This window comes from Tenacibaculum sp. XPcli2-G (assembly GCF_024124505.1).
Taxonomy (GTDB): domain Bacteria; phylum Bacteroidota; class Bacteroidia; order Flavobacteriales; family Flavobacteriaceae; genus Polaribacter; species Polaribacter mesophilus.
In genome coordinates this window covers 339,028-355,244 of sequence record NZ_JAMXSH010000004.1, presented here as the reverse complement: position 1 = coordinate 355,244, position 16,217 = coordinate 339,028, and the positions used below count along the sequence as shown (strand labels likewise).

Annotated in this window: 14 protein-coding genes and 1 tRNA gene; 4 read left to right on the top strand and 11 right to left on the bottom strand. The window is 29.5% G+C overall.

Features of this window, described 5'->3' with window-relative positions; all coding sequences use genetic code 11:
• Positions 1-4: 4 nt before the first annotated feature.
• The 3 genes from NH341_RS12550 to NH341_RS12540 all read left to right on the top strand — a co-directional run bounded on the left by NH341_RS12550 (position 5) and on the right by NH341_RS12540 (position 5,365).
• The gene (locus tag NH341_RS12550; RefSeq protein ID WP_253057088.1) at positions 5-1,576 is read left to right on the top strand and encodes a PepSY domain-containing protein; all 1,572 of its coding nucleotides are present in this window, start codon (positions 5-7) and stop codon (positions 1,574-1,576) included.
• A 129-nt stretch (positions 1,577-1,705) separates the two neighbouring features.
• Positions 1,706-4,069, top strand: a complete 2,364-nt coding sequence (locus NH341_RS12545; RefSeq protein WP_253057087.1) for a TonB-dependent receptor domain-containing protein — start codon at positions 1,706-1,708, stop codon at positions 4,067-4,069.
• 48 nt (positions 4,070-4,117) lie between these two features.
• Positions 4,118-5,365, top strand: a complete 1,248-nt coding sequence (locus tag NH341_RS12540) for a DUF4374 domain-containing protein (RefSeq protein ID WP_159495272.1) — start codon at positions 4,118-4,120, stop codon at positions 5,363-5,365.
• A 124-nt stretch (positions 5,366-5,489) separates the two neighbouring features.
• Here the strand turns inward: NH341_RS12540 and NH341_RS12535 are convergent, their stop codons facing one another.
• The 7 genes from NH341_RS12535 to NH341_RS12505 all read right to left on the bottom strand — a co-directional run bounded on the left by NH341_RS12535 (position 5,490) and on the right by NH341_RS12505 (position 12,094).
• Positions 5,490-6,902, bottom strand: coding sequence for a DUF3526 domain-containing protein (locus NH341_RS12535; protein ID WP_047790179.1), 1,413 nt, complete (start codon positions 6,900-6,902; stop codon positions 5,490-5,492).
• A 2-nt stretch (positions 6,903-6,904) separates the two neighbouring features.
• The gene (locus NH341_RS12530; RefSeq protein ID WP_253057086.1) at positions 6,905-8,308 is read right to left on the bottom strand and encodes a DUF3526 domain-containing protein; all 1,404 of its coding nucleotides are present in this window, start codon (positions 8,306-8,308) and stop codon (positions 6,905-6,907) included.
• A gap of 2 nt (positions 8,309-8,310) precedes the next feature.
• Positions 8,311-9,027 (bottom strand): ABC transporter ATP-binding protein, encoded by a 717-nt coding sequence (locus tag NH341_RS12525; protein ID WP_253057085.1) that lies wholly within the window; start codon positions 9,025-9,027, stop codon positions 8,311-8,313.
• 591 nt (positions 9,028-9,618) lie between these two features.
• Positions 9,619-10,320, bottom strand: a complete 702-nt coding sequence (locus tag NH341_RS12520) for a DUF2490 domain-containing protein (protein WP_047790175.1) — start codon at positions 10,318-10,320, stop codon at positions 9,619-9,621.
• A gap of 3 nt (positions 10,321-10,323) precedes the next feature.
• Complete coding sequence (locus tag NH341_RS12515; RefSeq protein ID WP_371875266.1) at positions 10,324-10,959, bottom strand: class I SAM-dependent methyltransferase; 636 nt, start codon at positions 10,957-10,959, stop codon at positions 10,324-10,326.
• 80 nt (positions 10,960-11,039) lie between these two features.
• Positions 11,040-11,903 carry an AraC family transcriptional regulator gene (locus tag NH341_RS12510; protein WP_253057084.1) on the bottom strand — a complete coding sequence of 288 codons (864 nt, stop codon included), beginning with the start codon at positions 11,901-11,903 and terminating at the stop codon, positions 11,040-11,042.
• A gap of 116 nt (positions 11,904-12,019) precedes the next feature.
• Positions 12,020-12,094, bottom strand: a tRNA-Pro gene (locus NH341_RS12505).
• A gap of 224 nt (positions 12,095-12,318) precedes the next feature.
• Between NH341_RS12505 and trxB the strand changes: the two genes are divergently transcribed.
• Positions 12,319-13,257 carry a thioredoxin-disulfide reductase gene (trxB, locus tag NH341_RS12500; RefSeq protein WP_047790172.1) on the top strand — a complete coding sequence of 313 codons (939 nt, stop codon included), beginning with the start codon at positions 12,319-12,321 and terminating at the stop codon, positions 13,255-13,257.
• 54 nt (positions 13,258-13,311) lie between these two features.
• Here trxB and NH341_RS12495 read toward each other — a convergent pair whose 3' ends face one another.
• The 4 genes from NH341_RS12495 to NH341_RS12480 all read right to left on the bottom strand — a co-directional run bounded on the left by NH341_RS12495 (position 13,312) and on the right by NH341_RS12480 (position 16,111).
• A complete protein-coding gene (locus tag NH341_RS12495; protein WP_047790171.1) occupies positions 13,312-13,923 on the bottom strand; it encodes an aspartyl/asparaginyl beta-hydroxylase domain-containing protein in 612 nt (203 codons plus the stop codon).
• A 117-nt stretch (positions 13,924-14,040) separates the two neighbouring features.
• Positions 14,041-14,961 (bottom strand): hypothetical protein, encoded by a 921-nt coding sequence (locus tag NH341_RS12490; protein ID WP_253057083.1) that lies wholly within the window; start codon positions 14,959-14,961, stop codon positions 14,041-14,043.
• 209 nt (positions 14,962-15,170) lie between these two features.
• On the bottom strand, positions 15,171-15,581 hold the full coding sequence (locus NH341_RS12485; protein ID WP_047790170.1) for a nuclear transport factor 2 family protein: 411 nt from the start codon (positions 15,579-15,581) through the stop codon (positions 15,171-15,173).
• A gap of 5 nt (positions 15,582-15,586) precedes the next feature.
• Entirely contained in the window at positions 15,587-16,111 is a 525-nt protein-coding gene (locus tag NH341_RS12480) for a TetR/AcrR family transcriptional regulator (RefSeq protein ID WP_047790169.1), read from the bottom strand.
• Between the last annotated feature and the right edge of the window lie 106 nt (positions 16,112-16,217).

Sequence of the window (16,217 nt, the reverse complement as noted above, 5' to 3'; positions counted from 1 at the left end):
CATTATGACTAAGAGAGTATATAATATAATGTTTCATACACATACCATTAGTGGTATTGTTATAAGTGCAGCATTATATGTAATTTTTTTTACAGGATCTATTTCTTTTTTAAGAGATGAAATAATAGCTTGGGAAAGAAATGAGCCCGTTGAAAAAAACTTTTTTTTAGAAGGAGATTTTGATGCTTTATTAAATAATTTAGGAGAAGAGTATTACCTAAAAGGTAGAGACATTTCTTTTTATAGAAATATAGAAGGACAAAATGTAATCACCAGAATGGGGCAGTCTAAAGATACATTGGCACCAAAAAAAGAGCCTAAAAGAGCTTTTTTTTATACAAATTTAAAAACCTTTAAAAAAGCAAATTATAACCAAAACTATTCTTTAGGAGAATTTTTTTACAGGCTACATTTTTTTGCGCAATTAAATTTTTATGGACGATCTGGGTATGTTTTTGCTGGTTTAATAGCTTTTTTCTTTTTGTTTGCAATTATAACAGGAATTATCGTTCACTGGAAAAAAGTAGTACCTAATTTTTACCAATTTCGACCAAAAACGAAATGGAAAACTATTTGGACAGATGCGCATGTTGCACTCGGTGTAATAGGACTACCATATCAGTTTATATTTGCTGTTACAGGCGCATACCTAATTATTGGTTATATGGTAATGCTAGCACCTGTGCAAAACTATATTTTTAATGATAATTCTAAAGCTTTAACAGAAGCATTGAATTACGAAAAAGATATAAATTATGAGTACAAAGCAGTAGAATTAGAAAAAACTATTTCTATTAATGATTTTTTAGTTAGAACTAAAAAAAAATACCCAAGCTTACAATTAAATAGTGTCGAAATATTTAATTATGGAGATGCAAATATGCATGTAAAAGTAGGAGGATACCCAAAGTATAAGGATAACTTTTTAAGTTCAGGGTCAATCACATTCAAAGCTTCAGATGGATATATAGTGCAAACAAAAGATTCAAAAAATAGCTTATCATATGTAGAAGGAGCTACAAATCTTTTAAAAAGATTACACTTTGGAGATTTTGGTGGTTATGGAATGAAATTAATTTACTTGGTTTTGGGTTTTATTACCTGTTTTGTAATCATATCTGGTGTACTTATTTGGTTAGTTGCAAGAGATAAAAAAAGCGTACCTAATTACAAACGTAAATTCAATAGTTGGCTAGTAAATATTTATATGGCTATATGTTTAAGCTTATATCCAATAACTGCTCTTGTTTTTATTAGCGTTAAATGTTTTTCGGACAGCAATGGAGACAATAGAAAAGTATTTATTTATCAGATATTTTTCTGGGGATGGCTTATACTAAGCTCACTTTTTATCGTAAAAAAAGACAATTACTTTACCAATAAAATATCACTTTTATTAGGAAGTATTTTAGGATTTCTAGTACCTATCTCAAATGGTGCTATTACAGGCAATTGGCTATGGATTTCTTGGCAAAAAGGATATTCACAAATTTTTGTGGTAGATGCTTTTTGGTTGCTACTTTCAATAACAGCATTTAGTATTTTCTTCAAAATAAAAAGAAATAAAAAGCTTTAAAAGAATCATCTTAATAATCAATATTATTTACTCCGTTTAGCGTAGCTAATTATCCGTTTAGCGTATAAAACTTACAGTTTTATAGGAGTAATTTTGTTTTAATTTCAATTAAGTCTAAATAAAAACAAAGTGAATATATTTAAGAAATCAATAAGTTTTATAACGATTAACCTTCTATTTTTATTCGTAGGATATACACAGTCTAAATTATCCGGAACAGTAGTAGATGCGTGGAAAAAACCAATTCCTGGAGCAACAGTTATTATAAAAGACACGAATAAAGGAATTTCAACTGATATAAATGGTCATTTTCTTTTTAAAGGTAAGCTTAAAGGAAAATATGTACTTAAAGTTTCTTTTGTAGGCTTTAAAACTAAGGAACTATTTTTTAAGATAGAAGAGGGAGAAGAACTAGTATTATCAATACAATTAGAAGAATCATCAGTAGAGTTAGATGAGGTACTTGTAACAGGAAAAAGTATCGTAAAAATAGTAAAAGAAAAAGCATATAATGTGGGTGTTGTTGATGCTAAGCAGTTACATCATACCTCTTTAGATTTAGGACATGCGTTAGATAGAGTAGCAGGAGTACGCATTAGAGAAAGTGGAGGGGTTGGTTCTCGAATGAATTTTTCACTTAACGGTTTTAGAGGAAATCAAGTTCGATTTTTTATTGATGGATTACCCATGGATAATTTTGGTTCATCTCTACAAATTAATAACATTCCAATAAGTTTAGCAGAACGCATAGAAATATATAAAGGAGTAGTACCTATAGGTTTAGGAGCAGATGCATTGGGAGGAGCTGTAAACATTATAACACAACAGCATAAAAAAAGTCATTTAGAAGCTTCGTATTCTTTTGGTTCGTTTAATACTCATAGATCACATGTAAATGCTGTTTATGTAGCAAAATCTGGGTTTACTGCGCAATTAAATGCTTTTCAAAACTATTCTGATAACAATTATAAAGTAAACGTTGATGTATCTGATTTAAACACGGGAGAATATTTTCCCAACCAAAGAGTAAAACGTTTTAATGATACTTACCATAACGAAGTAGCCATTCTTAATGTAGGTTTTGTAAATACTGAGTTCGCAGATCAATTATTATTTGGTATAACCCTAGGACAGAGTTATAGAGAAATTCAAACAGGAGCAAGAATGGTAAGCGTGTTTGGTGCTTGGCATACAAAAGGTAATATTATAATGCCTAGTGTAAAGTATAAAAAGAACGACTTTATATTTAAAAACTTAGATTTTAAGTTAACCGCTAATATCAACTTGGGAGAAGAAAAAAATATTGATACGTTACATAGGCGTTACAATTGGTTTGGAGATTTTAAAGAATATGATGGCCCCGGAGGAGAACGTTCGTATTCTTTATATAAATACAAAAATAACGCAGGTATTACAACAACAAGCTTAAACTATAAGTTGAATGATAAGCATAAAATTACATTTAGTAATACTCTTAATACGTTTGATAGAGTAGGGCATAATGAGTTAAATCCAGATAACGAAATTTACGAACACCCCAAAAAAGTGATGAAAAATGTGATGGGTTTAGGTTATGATTTTAAAAGTTCAAACTGGAGTACTTCAGCTTTTATAAAAAAATACTATCAACGAAATAAGTTTGCAGAGGCATATAATCCTAGTGGAAACTACGGAGATGTAGCGTATAGAAATCAAGTTAATAAGTTTAATCATACAGGGTATGGGCTTGCGGCAACATATTTTGTAAACGATGATATACAATTAAAAGCTTCTTATGAAAAAAGTTATCGTTTACCAGAAGCAAATGAACTTTATGGAGATGTAATTAATTTAGAAGGAAACTTAAGTCTAAAACCAGAAAATAGTAATAATTATAATTTAGGAGTTAGTCTTTGGAAGCATACAAGCAGTAATCACTCTTTTAATTTTAATGCAAATGGTTTTTATAGAGATGCAAAAGATTTCATTAGACCTACACTTAATAAAAATCAAAGTAGGCAAGTTATGGATAATTTAGCGAGTGTAACCAACCTTGGTGTAGAAGCAGAGGCAAGATATAACTTTAATAATCAAGTCTCACTAGGAGCAAACATAACTTATCAAAACTTAAGAAATAACACAAAATATGAAGATAATCAAACAGAAGTTAGTGTTGTTTACAAAGATCGAGTTCCTAACGAGCCTTATTTATTTGGAAATGCTGACGCGAGCTACACTTTTTCTAATCTATGGAATAAAGAAGACAAATTAAATGTAGCCTATAACTTGTTGTTTGTTCATGATTTTTATTTGTACTGGCCAAGTTTAGGGAGTAATAAACTTGAAATTCCTCAACAAATATCACATGATATAAGTTTTACATACTCATTAAACAAGAAACTACAATTTACTTTAGAATGTAGAAACTTGTTAAATGCTGAGCTTTATGACAATTTTAGTTTACAAAAACCTAGTAGAAATTTTACAGGAAAAATTAAATACACTTTTTTTTAAGAACACATATATAGAAGATAATTAAATAACAATTATAAATTAAAACAAATGAAGTACAAAAACCTTTATTCAGCTTTATTTATTGCAGCGGCAATTTTTACGTCATGTAGTGATGATAATACTCCAAAACAGGGAGAAACACCTCAAAAAGGAGCAAAATACTTAATAACTGCGACACCAAAAGCATCAGAAGGAGTTGCAGATTATATACTTACAACAGATAATTTAACCCAAGGAAAAATTAGCACAGTAGGAAACGGTATTGAGCAAGATGGAACATATCGTTATTATGTAACTAGTAATAATAAGTTTTTTAGTTTATTATACGGACAAGGAAACCCAGGAGCTGTTACAACTTATCAGTTAGACGATAAAGGAGCATTAGAAAAGTTATCTAACTTCCAATCAGAAACTGTACAAGCGTTTGCGCCAGTTAAAGACGATTTACTATTAATAAAAATATCAAGAAGTTCTGACTCCCCTATAGCTTCTTGGTACCGTCTTGATACCAGAACATCACAATTTGTAGCCGAAGGACAAATTAATACTAAGGACTTAGCAAATAAGGAAAATGGTGAGTTAGCTTTCTTTACTTGGATAACTCAAGTAGGTGATTATGTGTATTTGCCTTATTTTACAATTAAAGGAAATTCTACAGATAGATTTGGAACGAACTACCCTAACGAAGCCAATATTGCAGTGTATTCTTATCCAGAAATGGAGTATGTAAAAACGATTCATGACGATAGAACTAGTCATATTGGACGTTATTTTAACAATGGTTTGTCTGTAGATGAAAAAGGAGATACATATGCTTTTTCTTCTTCTGTAGCAACAACTAATGGAGAAATAACATCTACAAAACCATCAGCAATAACAAGAATAAAAAAAGGAGAAACAGCATTTGACCAAGCTTTTTATTATAACATTGAAGAAGCTTCAGGTAATAGATATGTTACTTCTCATTTATATTTAGGAAATGGTAAATTTTTAGTAAACTTGCACGATACAGCTTCAAAAGGGACATATAGTTCTGGAAAAGATTTGGCTATTGTAGATGTATATGCTAAAACGTTAACAGATGTAACTGGGCTTCCTACAAAAGAAGAAATAGAAAGTATTGCATCAAAAGGGCATTATGTGTCTAAAGCTGAAGGAATAGTTTATATTGGTATAACAACAAAAAACGGGAGCTATGTTTACAATATAGATGCTAGAACAGCAAAAGCTACACAGGGAATCGAAGTAGAAGGAGGAACGATTACAGCAATTAATAAATTAGATCCTGCAAATTAATATTGTTTTTATTATAGGAGTATTATTAAAATATTTAGTTTATCCAAAAAAACCTTGGTACTTTCCAAGGTTTTTTAATTTTTATACTAATGAAGTCTATACCCTTTTTTAGGAAGGTAAAAGACTAACTAAAATAAGATGTTTTTTTCTTAATAAGAAAACCAGTGACTATCACTACAGAAGTCAAGATTAAAATAGCTATTAAGTTTTTTGTTGTTTTCTGTTCTAAAGGTTTAAATATAAAAGTAGGACGACTCTCATAGGTTTCTATTGTGTATTTTTTGTTTTTAAATAAAAGCGGAACAATGTGGTCTCTCCATTTATTGGAGAAAGATACTACTTGTTGTTTATAATTTTCGTAATCGTTAGCTGAGGTTCCAGCAATTTTATTTAAAGCTTCTTGCATGAGAATAGCTGGAGATGTGTATTTAAAATAATCAACAACCTGTTGTTGTTTTTTTAAAGCCTTATTATAGTTTAATAATAAAGGAGAAAGTTGTTGTTCAAGTAAATCTTGTGAGGCAAAATAACGATGCCAGAAAGTAAAATTTTTATTTTCTTTATTAGCTAACTCAGGATGATCTCGTAAATACCCATCTAAAATTTCATCTTGTTTTTTCTCAATTTCTCTATTTGCTTCTCTAATCTCATTAATCATATTTAAGCGAGAAGGTGTAGGGTATATAGAGGTACTAATTTGATTAGCAGTTGCAGGAATAACTAAAACAATTAGTAACCACAGACCAATAAGAGATAAAGCATTTTTAGAAGAATTATTGATCTTTAAATTAACAATACCTGCTAGCGAAAACCAAAAAGCTTCGTAAGCAATTAATAACATAATAGTAGCAAATAATTGAGAAAAGTTTAAAAGAGCATTTTTTGTAAAAATTAAAATACAAACTAAAAAAACAACTAAAGAAATACTAGCAAATAAAATAAAACGAAAACCTAATTTTTGAATCAACCACTTTCTAATTGTTAAAGGTTGAGATCCGATAAGCCTTAATGTACCTAGTTCTTTTTCTCGGGATAAAATATTATAGGTAAATGCAATGATTAATAATGGTAGAATGAAAATAAATACAAAAGAAATATCAAACGTACCAAACAATAATTGGACAGGGTTAGCAATTTCTGTATAATCTAGTGCAAAATTATTGCCAAATATGCTTGGCTTCATAAAATGAGTGTATAAATCACTTTGACCTGTAGCAATAAAAGATAGAGGTTGAGCATCCATAGCAACAACCCTAGGGTGTCTTGTACCAACAGTTGAAGGATTGTTAGGGAGCATCCAATAAGGGAGTCCTGTGTCTATACCGTTTTCAATATCAAGAATGTTTTTTAGCATTTTAGTATCACTCTCTACTAAGTTTTGTTTTACTTTAATAATATCGTCGGTACGTTGTTTTACTTTTTTTTGTCCATTATATGTAGCAAAACCTATAATAGAAAGAAGTATTACAGTTAAAAGTGTAATCCATCCATTTCTAAATAAAATTTTCAATTCGTAATTTATGGTTTGGAAAAACATAATTATAATTTTTTAGAGAAAGTAATTAGTAAATAAAAAGGTACAAGCAACCAAATAAAAAGAATAAAAAAGTTCTTAAAGTTCCAGGTAATGATAGTAGATAAATTTGGAGGATGATATTTAAATTCGGGTAGTTTTGAAAACTTATCAGCTTCGGTTTTGTAGCTCCAATCTCCTGTTTTTGAATTGTTTTTGAAATCATCATTTAAAAACTTCTGAGTACTAACCCTATAACTTTCGGCTGCATCGGTAAAGTTCCAATGCGCTATATAACCAGTATTGGCAATATCCATAGAAAGAATTCTAATTGGTATAAAAGGAGAAATTACGGCTAGTTTTTGATAAGTAGTGTTTTGATTTTCAAAAACCTCTTTTAAAAAACCATAATGTTTTTTGTAAACTCTAGCTTCATGTTCTTCTCCTTTTTGCATTCTGTAAGCATCGTAATTAAAAGGCAGTTGCTGAATATTATCTACACCGTACTCTTTTAATGTTTTTTCTTTTAAAATTTGAGCCTCTTTACTCCATGGATTATGACCATCTAGTCCTTTTTCTTTATCTTGTTTAATGCTAGCTTGAAATTGTTGTTTCGTTGGGTAAGGATGAAAGTCGTTTGCTAAGTTGGTAGCTATTTTCGGTGTAATGAAGCAAAACAGGATCCATAAAGACATATTTACAACTAAAGAAATTCCTGAAGATTTACTAATTGATGATATAAGTATAGTTATGGTAACAATAATCATATAATAAACTAAGTAAGAGGTATAAAGTAGACTTAAATTGTTCCAACTAAAAAGACCTGTAAAACTGTTGGAAGAAAGGAATATGCCAACAACAAGAAAAACTATTGTATTTAATATGAAAACTGGAATAAAGATAGAAAACCATTTACCTAAAGCTAGTTTTACAGGTGAAACACCTTGACTTTTTAACAAACGTAGTGTATCTAATTCTTTTTCTTTAGTAAAAGTATTGTAGCCCATTAATAATATAAGCAGAGGAATCAAATATAACAGTACAAAGTTGAGAGATAATGTACCAAACCTTGCTAGTTCTGTTTGATCCGAAGCTTCACTATAAGCAGCTTCATTTCTTTTATGAGCTTCTAAGAAAATAGAGTTTCCTGTATATTTATTCACACCATTATCAAATAATGATAAAGCAAACTTAGGTTTAAAAGCATATGTGCCGTAATGAGCAGCAGAGTGAGGATTTTTATCTCCTTGTGTATCCCACATACTCCTTTCCTTTTCTTTAGAAATACTATATTGTTTATTTATAGTTTTAAATTGATTATAACTAGTAATACCAGCAATTAAAAGGAGTATAAGTATTATGATTATAGAAAACCCAAAGCGTCCATCTCTCCGTAGTTCAGTAAGTTCTTTACAAATAATAGTTTTCATAATTAAGCTGTTACATTTTTAAAATTCATAATATCTAAGTACAATTTCTCTAACTCTGATAATGTTATTTCATCAGAAGCTTTAGTACTTTGTAGTGTGCCATTACGCATAATGCCTATGTGAGTAGCAATATCTTTTGCACGAAACAAATCATGAGTAGCCATTAAAATAGCAACTCCTTCAGATTTCATTTTTAATAAAAGATCAGAGAATTCATTACTAGATTTAGGATCTAAACCCGATGTAGGTTCATCTAAAAGTAGAACTTTAGATTCTTTAGCAATTGCTAAAGCAATTCCTACTTTTTGTCGCATTCCTTTAGAAAATGTATTGACATATTTATTATGAGCTTCTTTTTGTAAACCTGCTTCTTCTAAAAATAAACTAAGTTCAGGCTTGTCAATTTTTTTTCCAGAGAGTTTTAAAAAATAATCTAAATTTTCTATAGCAGATAATGAAGCATATAGCATTAGATTTTCTGGAATATAAGTAATGAAATTTTTAGTTTTGATTGGATGTTTAGTAACCTCCAAACCATTAATTTTTGCAATTCCAGATGTAGGATTAATAAAGTTTAATAACATGTTAATTGTTGTAGATTTACCAGCACCGTTGGCACCAAGTAAACATAAGATTTCACCTTCATTAACCTGTAAGTCTAAGTTGTTTACAGCAATAAAATCACCATATTTTTTTGTCAGCTTGTTTGTTTGTATCATGTATATGTAAGTTTTAAGTAACTAATTCTATTAATATCTAGTACTACTACAGTAATTAATAAACTCTAAAAAATAGAAATATTAATTATGTAGTAATGTTTTGTTTTTTAGTATCTTATTTTAAGATAAACTACCAGTGTTTAATTCTGTATTTTAATAAAGAACTAATAAATAGGAGGGGGCCTGGAAAAAAGAGAATAGTTTATAAAGTCTTTGAAGTATATAGTAATTTTGAAAAAAACACTATTAAAAATAGGTTTATTTACAGCAGTGAAATTTATAGTGATTGTTTGAAGGCAAATAATAGGAGTTTTATTACCTACTATAACGTATTCACAACTGCTACAATCCTCCACTGTACTATCTTCATGAGTAAGAGCATGTAATCCAACCAGCTTAAAACTAATAAAGACTGTTAAGAAAATAAGGGCAATATGTGCTTTAAAGCGTTTCAAGCTATGTGTTATTTTAATGACTAAAATAATAAAATCTTTATATATAAGTATGTATTGCTTAGTAAAAAAAAACAATCTCAAAAAACATTAAAAAGAGATATTTAAGAGATAATAATTTATATTATAAGAGAATATGTTAGAGTTTTTTTCTAAAATCAATTTTGTGAGAAAGTTTAATCATTAAAGTATGGTCGTTTTCAATACGGTTTTCTTTTATAATTATGTATTGATTCATGTATCCTAAACTTAATGTAAAAGAAGCATCTAGGGGAATATCGAAAGCTCCATAAATTCTATTTTGACTAAAATTTTTATTATTTGCATATCTATCAACATCTAAAAATACTTGATTAGAGAATGACAAGCCTATTATTGTTTTACCCTCTTTAGATCGTATGATTGGTGTTTTTGCACCAAATATTAATCGTAATCTATGTCTTGTTTTGTCTTCCATAATACGCTGTTCTAGTAGCATTCCATAATTGACGGAAACTTTTTTAATTTTATTTTTTATGGTGAAGTACTCATAAATACGATGTTCAGTTCTTTTTGTAGGAACGGGATGTGCTCCATAAGGAAAGAGCACTACCCATTCATATCCAGCACCAAAACTTAGATTTTTTAAGTAATCATAACTTGTGCCAATCCTTAACTTTGATTGCTGCCAATCCTTAACAAAATTATGTCTACTCCAAGAGTATAACGTTTCAATATTAAACTTTTTAGTTAATTGATACTTACCAGAATAATACCACCATGAATTAAACTGGTCGACTTTTTGGGCATAACTCTTAAAAATTACAAATAAAAATACTGTAGCTAGTAATTTTTTCATCATTGTCTAAAGTTTTTTACCTATAAAACGAATCACGCTTCCTTTACCGTTGTGAGAATTTCCTTCATTCAAAAAGACTTCTTTTTCTTCTAAAAATTGAATTTCAAAACCAGTAAAATCTTGTTGTATTTGTTCTACAGAAAAAAGCATATCTAGATCTTTTGGACCACCTATTTTAGGATTGTTTTTCTGATAATTTAGATGATTTTTACTAAAAGCTTCAAAAATTATATGCCCATTAGGTTTAAGAAGTGTAGTCAATTTTTGATGAATACTAGAAATTTTCCAAGCAGAAAAATGTGCGTAAATTAAACCAATAACATCAAAAGACTCTCTTGGAAATTCAAGATCTTGTATATCGCCTACAATATATTTTAGAGGCACACCTGATTCGTTGGCTAATTTTTGAGCCTTATTCTTTCCTTCAATACTTAAATCGGTTGCAGTAACATTCCATCCTAATTTGGAAGCATATACACCATTTCTACCTTCTCCATCAGCAGGCAGTAAAATAGTTCCTATTTTTAATTTTTGAAGTTCTTCTTTAAAAAATAAGTTAGGCTCTTTACCATAAGCAAAATCTAAGTTTTGATACCTTTCATCCCAAAATGCTGTATATTTTATATCGCTTTTTTTCATCATATTTTGATTTAAATTATATGATGTAAAAGTATAGTGAGTTTAAAATTTTATGATAGGATAAATGTAAAGTAGTATTGTACTTATTTTAGTTTTTTTCTATATGCATCAGGAGAATAACTTGTATGTTTTTTAAAAAATCTAATAAAATAAGAAACATCATCATAACCTAAGTGATATGCTATTTGGTTTATTTGATTGGAAGATGCTAAAAGATATCTTTTGGATTCTAATATAATTTGCTCGTTTATAAGTTCTGAAGCTGTTTTACCTAAAGTCTGTTTTGTTATAGTGTTTAATTGATAGTTAGATAGATTTAACATGCTAGCATATTTTGAAACTTGTTTTATACTAGTAATGTTTGTTTCTAATAAATGTAAAAATTTATCAAGAGATTCTTGAATATACAGATCTTTAGTGTTAGGAGTTTTATTGTTGGTATTTCTTAGCCTCAGTAATTCTATAAAAAAAATATGAAGATTAGATTTTATAACTTCTTTATATGCTTCAGTTTTATCCTTGTATTCTGAAAAAATAGATGTCAATAAAAAATTAATTTTTGAAAAAAGGTCTTCCTCTAATTGATAATAATTTGAAGCGCTTACTTTTTGTAATAGAGAATTCATTCTTTTATTAAAAGGATAGTAAAAATCAGTATTAAACTGAATCATAAAACCCTCACTATTACTTCTTAGTTCTAATTCGTGCACTTGACCAGGTCGGATTATAAAAATAGTATGATCTGTAACATCATAATTAACAAAATCTATTTCGTGATTTCCAGTGCCTTTTTTCAATACTAAAAAGAAGAAAAAATCATGTCTATGAAGCTCGTGAACCATATCTTTTCCATTAAGAAGTTCCTGAAGATTTTTAATCATAAAATCACCAGATAGGTTAGGTTCTTTTTGAGAAGTTTTTAAATGTCTTACAGGGATGGTTTTCATGAGGTTAGAATCTAACTAATGTAATACAAATTTAAGTAGAAAAAGAGCAAGGAATAATAAGTAATTCTAAAAAATAAAAAAGTCCTATAAATTATATAATTCATAGGACTTTTAAGTCGGGGTGGCAGGATTCGAACCTGCGACCTCCTGCTCCCAAAGCAGGCGCGATGACCGGGCTACGCTACACCCCGAAAAGTGTAAAAATCGTAATGTAGTTTATCTCGAGTAAAACGAGAGGCTACATCCTGTTTTTAATTGGGACTGCAAATGTAGAAAAAAAAAGTAAACTACAAATAAAAAAAAGAAATAATTATTAAATAATTTGACCTTATAAGGTAATAGTTAAAATATATTTAAAAGGATATAACTAGAAATAAAAAAAAATTACATTTGTAACTTCAAAAAATTCAAGATAATGGCAGAAAAAATTAAATGTTTGATTATTGGGTCTGGTCCAGCAGGTTACACAGCAGCAATATATGCAGCAAGAGCAGACATGAAACCAGTTATGTACACAGGAATGCAAATGGGAGGACAGTTAACAACCACTACAGAAGTTGATAATTTTCCAGGTTATCCAAAAGGTACTGATGGTACAGCAATGATGGAAGATTTAAAAAGTCAAGCAGAGCGTTTTGGAACAGATGTACGTTTTGGAATGGTAACTAAAGTAGAGTTTTCTAACGAAGAAGGAGGAATTCATAAAGTAATTGTCGATGAATCAACAGAAATAGAAGCTCAAACTGTTATTATTTCTACAGGAGCTACTGCTAAATATTTAGGTTTAGAAAGTGAGCAACGTTTAATTGGTGGTGGAGTTTCTGCTTGTGCTACTTGTGATGGGTTCTTTTATAAAGGACAAGATGTTGTTGTTGTTGGAGCAGGTGATACCGCAGCAGAAGAAGCAACCTATTTAGCTAACATTTGTAGTAAAGTTACCATGTTAGTTCGTAAAGATTATATGCGTGCTTCAAAGGCAATGCAACACCGCGTAAACAAAACAGAAAATATTACTGTTATGTATAACACTGAAATTGATGAGGTATTAGGTGAGAATGTTGTTGAAGGAGTTCGTGCTGTGAATAATGAAACAGGTGAAAAAACGGAGATTCCAGTAACAGGTGTATTTATTGCAATAGGGCACAAACCAAATACTGAATTGTTTAAAGATGTTTTAGACATGGATGAAACAGGTTATTTAATTACTAAAGGAAAATCTACTAAAACTAATTTACCAGGAGTTTTTGCTGCAGGTGATGTGCAAGACAAAGAATATCGTCAAGCTGTAACAGCCGCAGGTACAGGATGTATGGCGGCTTTAGATGCTGAACGTTACTTAGGAGCATTAGAATAAAACATAAAGTATATAAAATTAAAAAAGGGTACGCTAATACGTACCCTTTTTATTTTATTTAGAATTTTGTTCGCTTTCACGAATAAGCTGTCGAATCCAATCATTAGGAATCATATCAATAGTAAGGTTTATGCGTTCCTCATCACCATTATTAATAACTTTATGAGGATCGGTAAGTCGCATATACCAGCATTCCCCAGGTTTCATGAGTACGGGAGTGTTATTTAAGTAAAAAGTTACATTTTCATTATTTAAGATAGGAATAGTAAGTCGTATTACTGATTTTTCAACCTCCAAACCTAAGGTAGGATCTGTGTGTTCCTTTACTGTTGAGTGTGGTGCTAGTCGAAGTAACCTAACTAAATTAACAGTAGTATTCTCTTTAAAAAAATCGATAACACTAGTTAAATACGGAGACTTTTTTAAGGCATTAGTATCTAGCCAATCTGTCCAAGAACCATCAGCATAATCTTCAGCAGGGGGCGGAAAAGGTAATGAGGTATCCACTAAATGTGCGGGTGACCGTAAAGGAACTACATCATAATATTCAAAATTATCTAGCTGTAAAGCTTTAGCCTCTTCAAGCATTTTAGCGGTATTAAAGTTAAGAGGTAGCTTAATACGATCACTAAAAGCATTACTTGTCCTAGTAGTAACTGTTTCCATAGACCTATGTTTATAAAAGTTTGAGTTAGTATATTGTAAAACTACAAAAAAGTAGAATTTTTTTCCTAAGTGTTACATTTTTATAAAGTTACCTCTTTTATTCTAACCATTTGTAATTTATAAGCAAGTGTCACTTAATTTTTGACTATCAGATTTATAAACAGTTGGTATTGCTTGATCCGCATTAATTTTAATACAAGTTAAATCAGGATTTCTGTCTACTCTTAAATCTTCAAGTTTCAAATTAGAACTAACATCTAAATTAGTAAGTAAATTACTAGTGATGTACAGATGTTTTAAATTGATAAATGAATGAATATTAATAGCATTTATTTGATTGTCTGAAGCTAAAAATGTTTCTAAAGGGCTAATGTCATCAATACTAATAGAAGTAATTTTATTACTTGTTAATACAACACTTTTTAATTTTGAGGTGTCTTCTGTTTTAAATGAAGTTAGTAAATTGTTAGTTACCGTTAATTCTTCTAAAGAATTATTAGATATATTTAAATGAGTTAATTTATTAAAAGATAAATTTAATATTTTAAGCTTACCAGCTTTTTCCAAGCCTGTAATAGTGGTAAGGTCGTTAGAATGAATATCTGCTAAAAGAAGATTAGGATTATTACTAAGATCAATAGTAGTTAAGTAGTTTGCGTTTAAATATAAGGTATCTAACTTTGTGTTAGAGCTTAGGTTAATAGCTTTAATCTTTTGTCCAGCAGCAGATAAATACGTTAAGTTTGAAAAAGCTTCAATACCAGTTAAGTCACTCGTTTCACCAAAACTACGATCTAAGTTTAAGTTTAAACGAGTAATTTTTTTTGCATCTTCTATTGATATTTTTTGATTAATACTACCATCACTATCTAACTTTTGTTCTACTAATATTGTCTCAAAATGTTTATCAGGTATGCTAATATAAACCTCGTTTCCAGTATCAGGAGTCTCATCGTCACTAGAACAAGAGGAAAAAAGGAATAGAGCTAAGACAAGTGTAGTGTAAGCAATTTTATATTTTAAAAATAAAGATTTCATAAGCTGTTTAATTTTTTAAGCGTAGTTTTAATTTATGAGATATTGTTATTATTTTAATTTTTAGGAGCAAAATACAGCGAGTAAGATTTAGGAATAGGAGTTTTTTAAATTAACTTTTCCAATTTTTATTCAAGTTATAAAAATACAAAAAGTGACTCTGATGATTTATCAGAGCCACTGTTATTTTTATGCTAAAAAAATTAAGGATATTAAAGATACCTATCAGTTTCCTCTATTTCAAGATCATTAATACTGGCATATCTTTTTTTCATTTGTCCGTTATTGTCAAACTCCCAGTTTTCATTACCATAAGCTCTATACCATTTGCCTTCTTTGTTCTGATATTCATATTCAAAGCGTACAGCAATTCTATTTTCACTGTGAGCCCAATATTCTTTTTTTAGTTTATAATTAAGCTCATTTTGCCACTTTTTACTCAGGAAGTTAATAATTTCTTCTCTACCATTTACAAAAGTGTCTCTATTTCTCCATTCACTATCTATAGTGTAAGCTAATGCAATTTTTTCAGGATTTTGAGAGTTCCAAGCATCTTCTGCTAGTTGAATTTTTTGTTTAGCTGTTTCAAGAGTAAAAGGAGGGAGTGGATGTTTCTGTTCCATAATAATTATAGTAAGTTTTGTATTATTTTTTTTGATTTATATACTATTTCATTTGATTTGAAGAGTTGACTTTCTATGATAGCACTTTCAAAAAGTAGGTAAATATGGGTAGCTAGTAATTCGTTATCTGTTAACTCCTGAAAAAAATTATTCAATTCTTTTTTATGAGATTGAATCACTATGAGTATAGTTTCTTGCTCTTTTGATATTTCTGATAGAATATTCAAAAAACTACACCCCCTGAAATCCTCTTTTGTATTCATATGAGCTACAAAATCAAAAGAAAGGAGTATTGTGTCTTTTGAATTTTTACTTTTTGAAGTAAACTTAAATAGTTCTTTAAACCAAAATTCGTGTCTATTGTTTAAGAAGTCGACACACAAAGCATCTTTTGATTTAAAGTGCTGATAAAAACTTGCTTTGGCTACTTTAGCTTCTTTAATAACTTGGTTAATACCCGTGCTGTTATAACCTTGTTGATGAAATAAATGGGCTACAGTTTCTAATATACGTTCTCTAGGGCTACTCATATTCTTAATTTTTGTCAAAGTTATATGAATTTTAAAGAACAGACAAGTCTGTTTGTAGTTTTAACATTTTTAGTTTAATAAATAAACTAATTCTGTGGAAGTTATT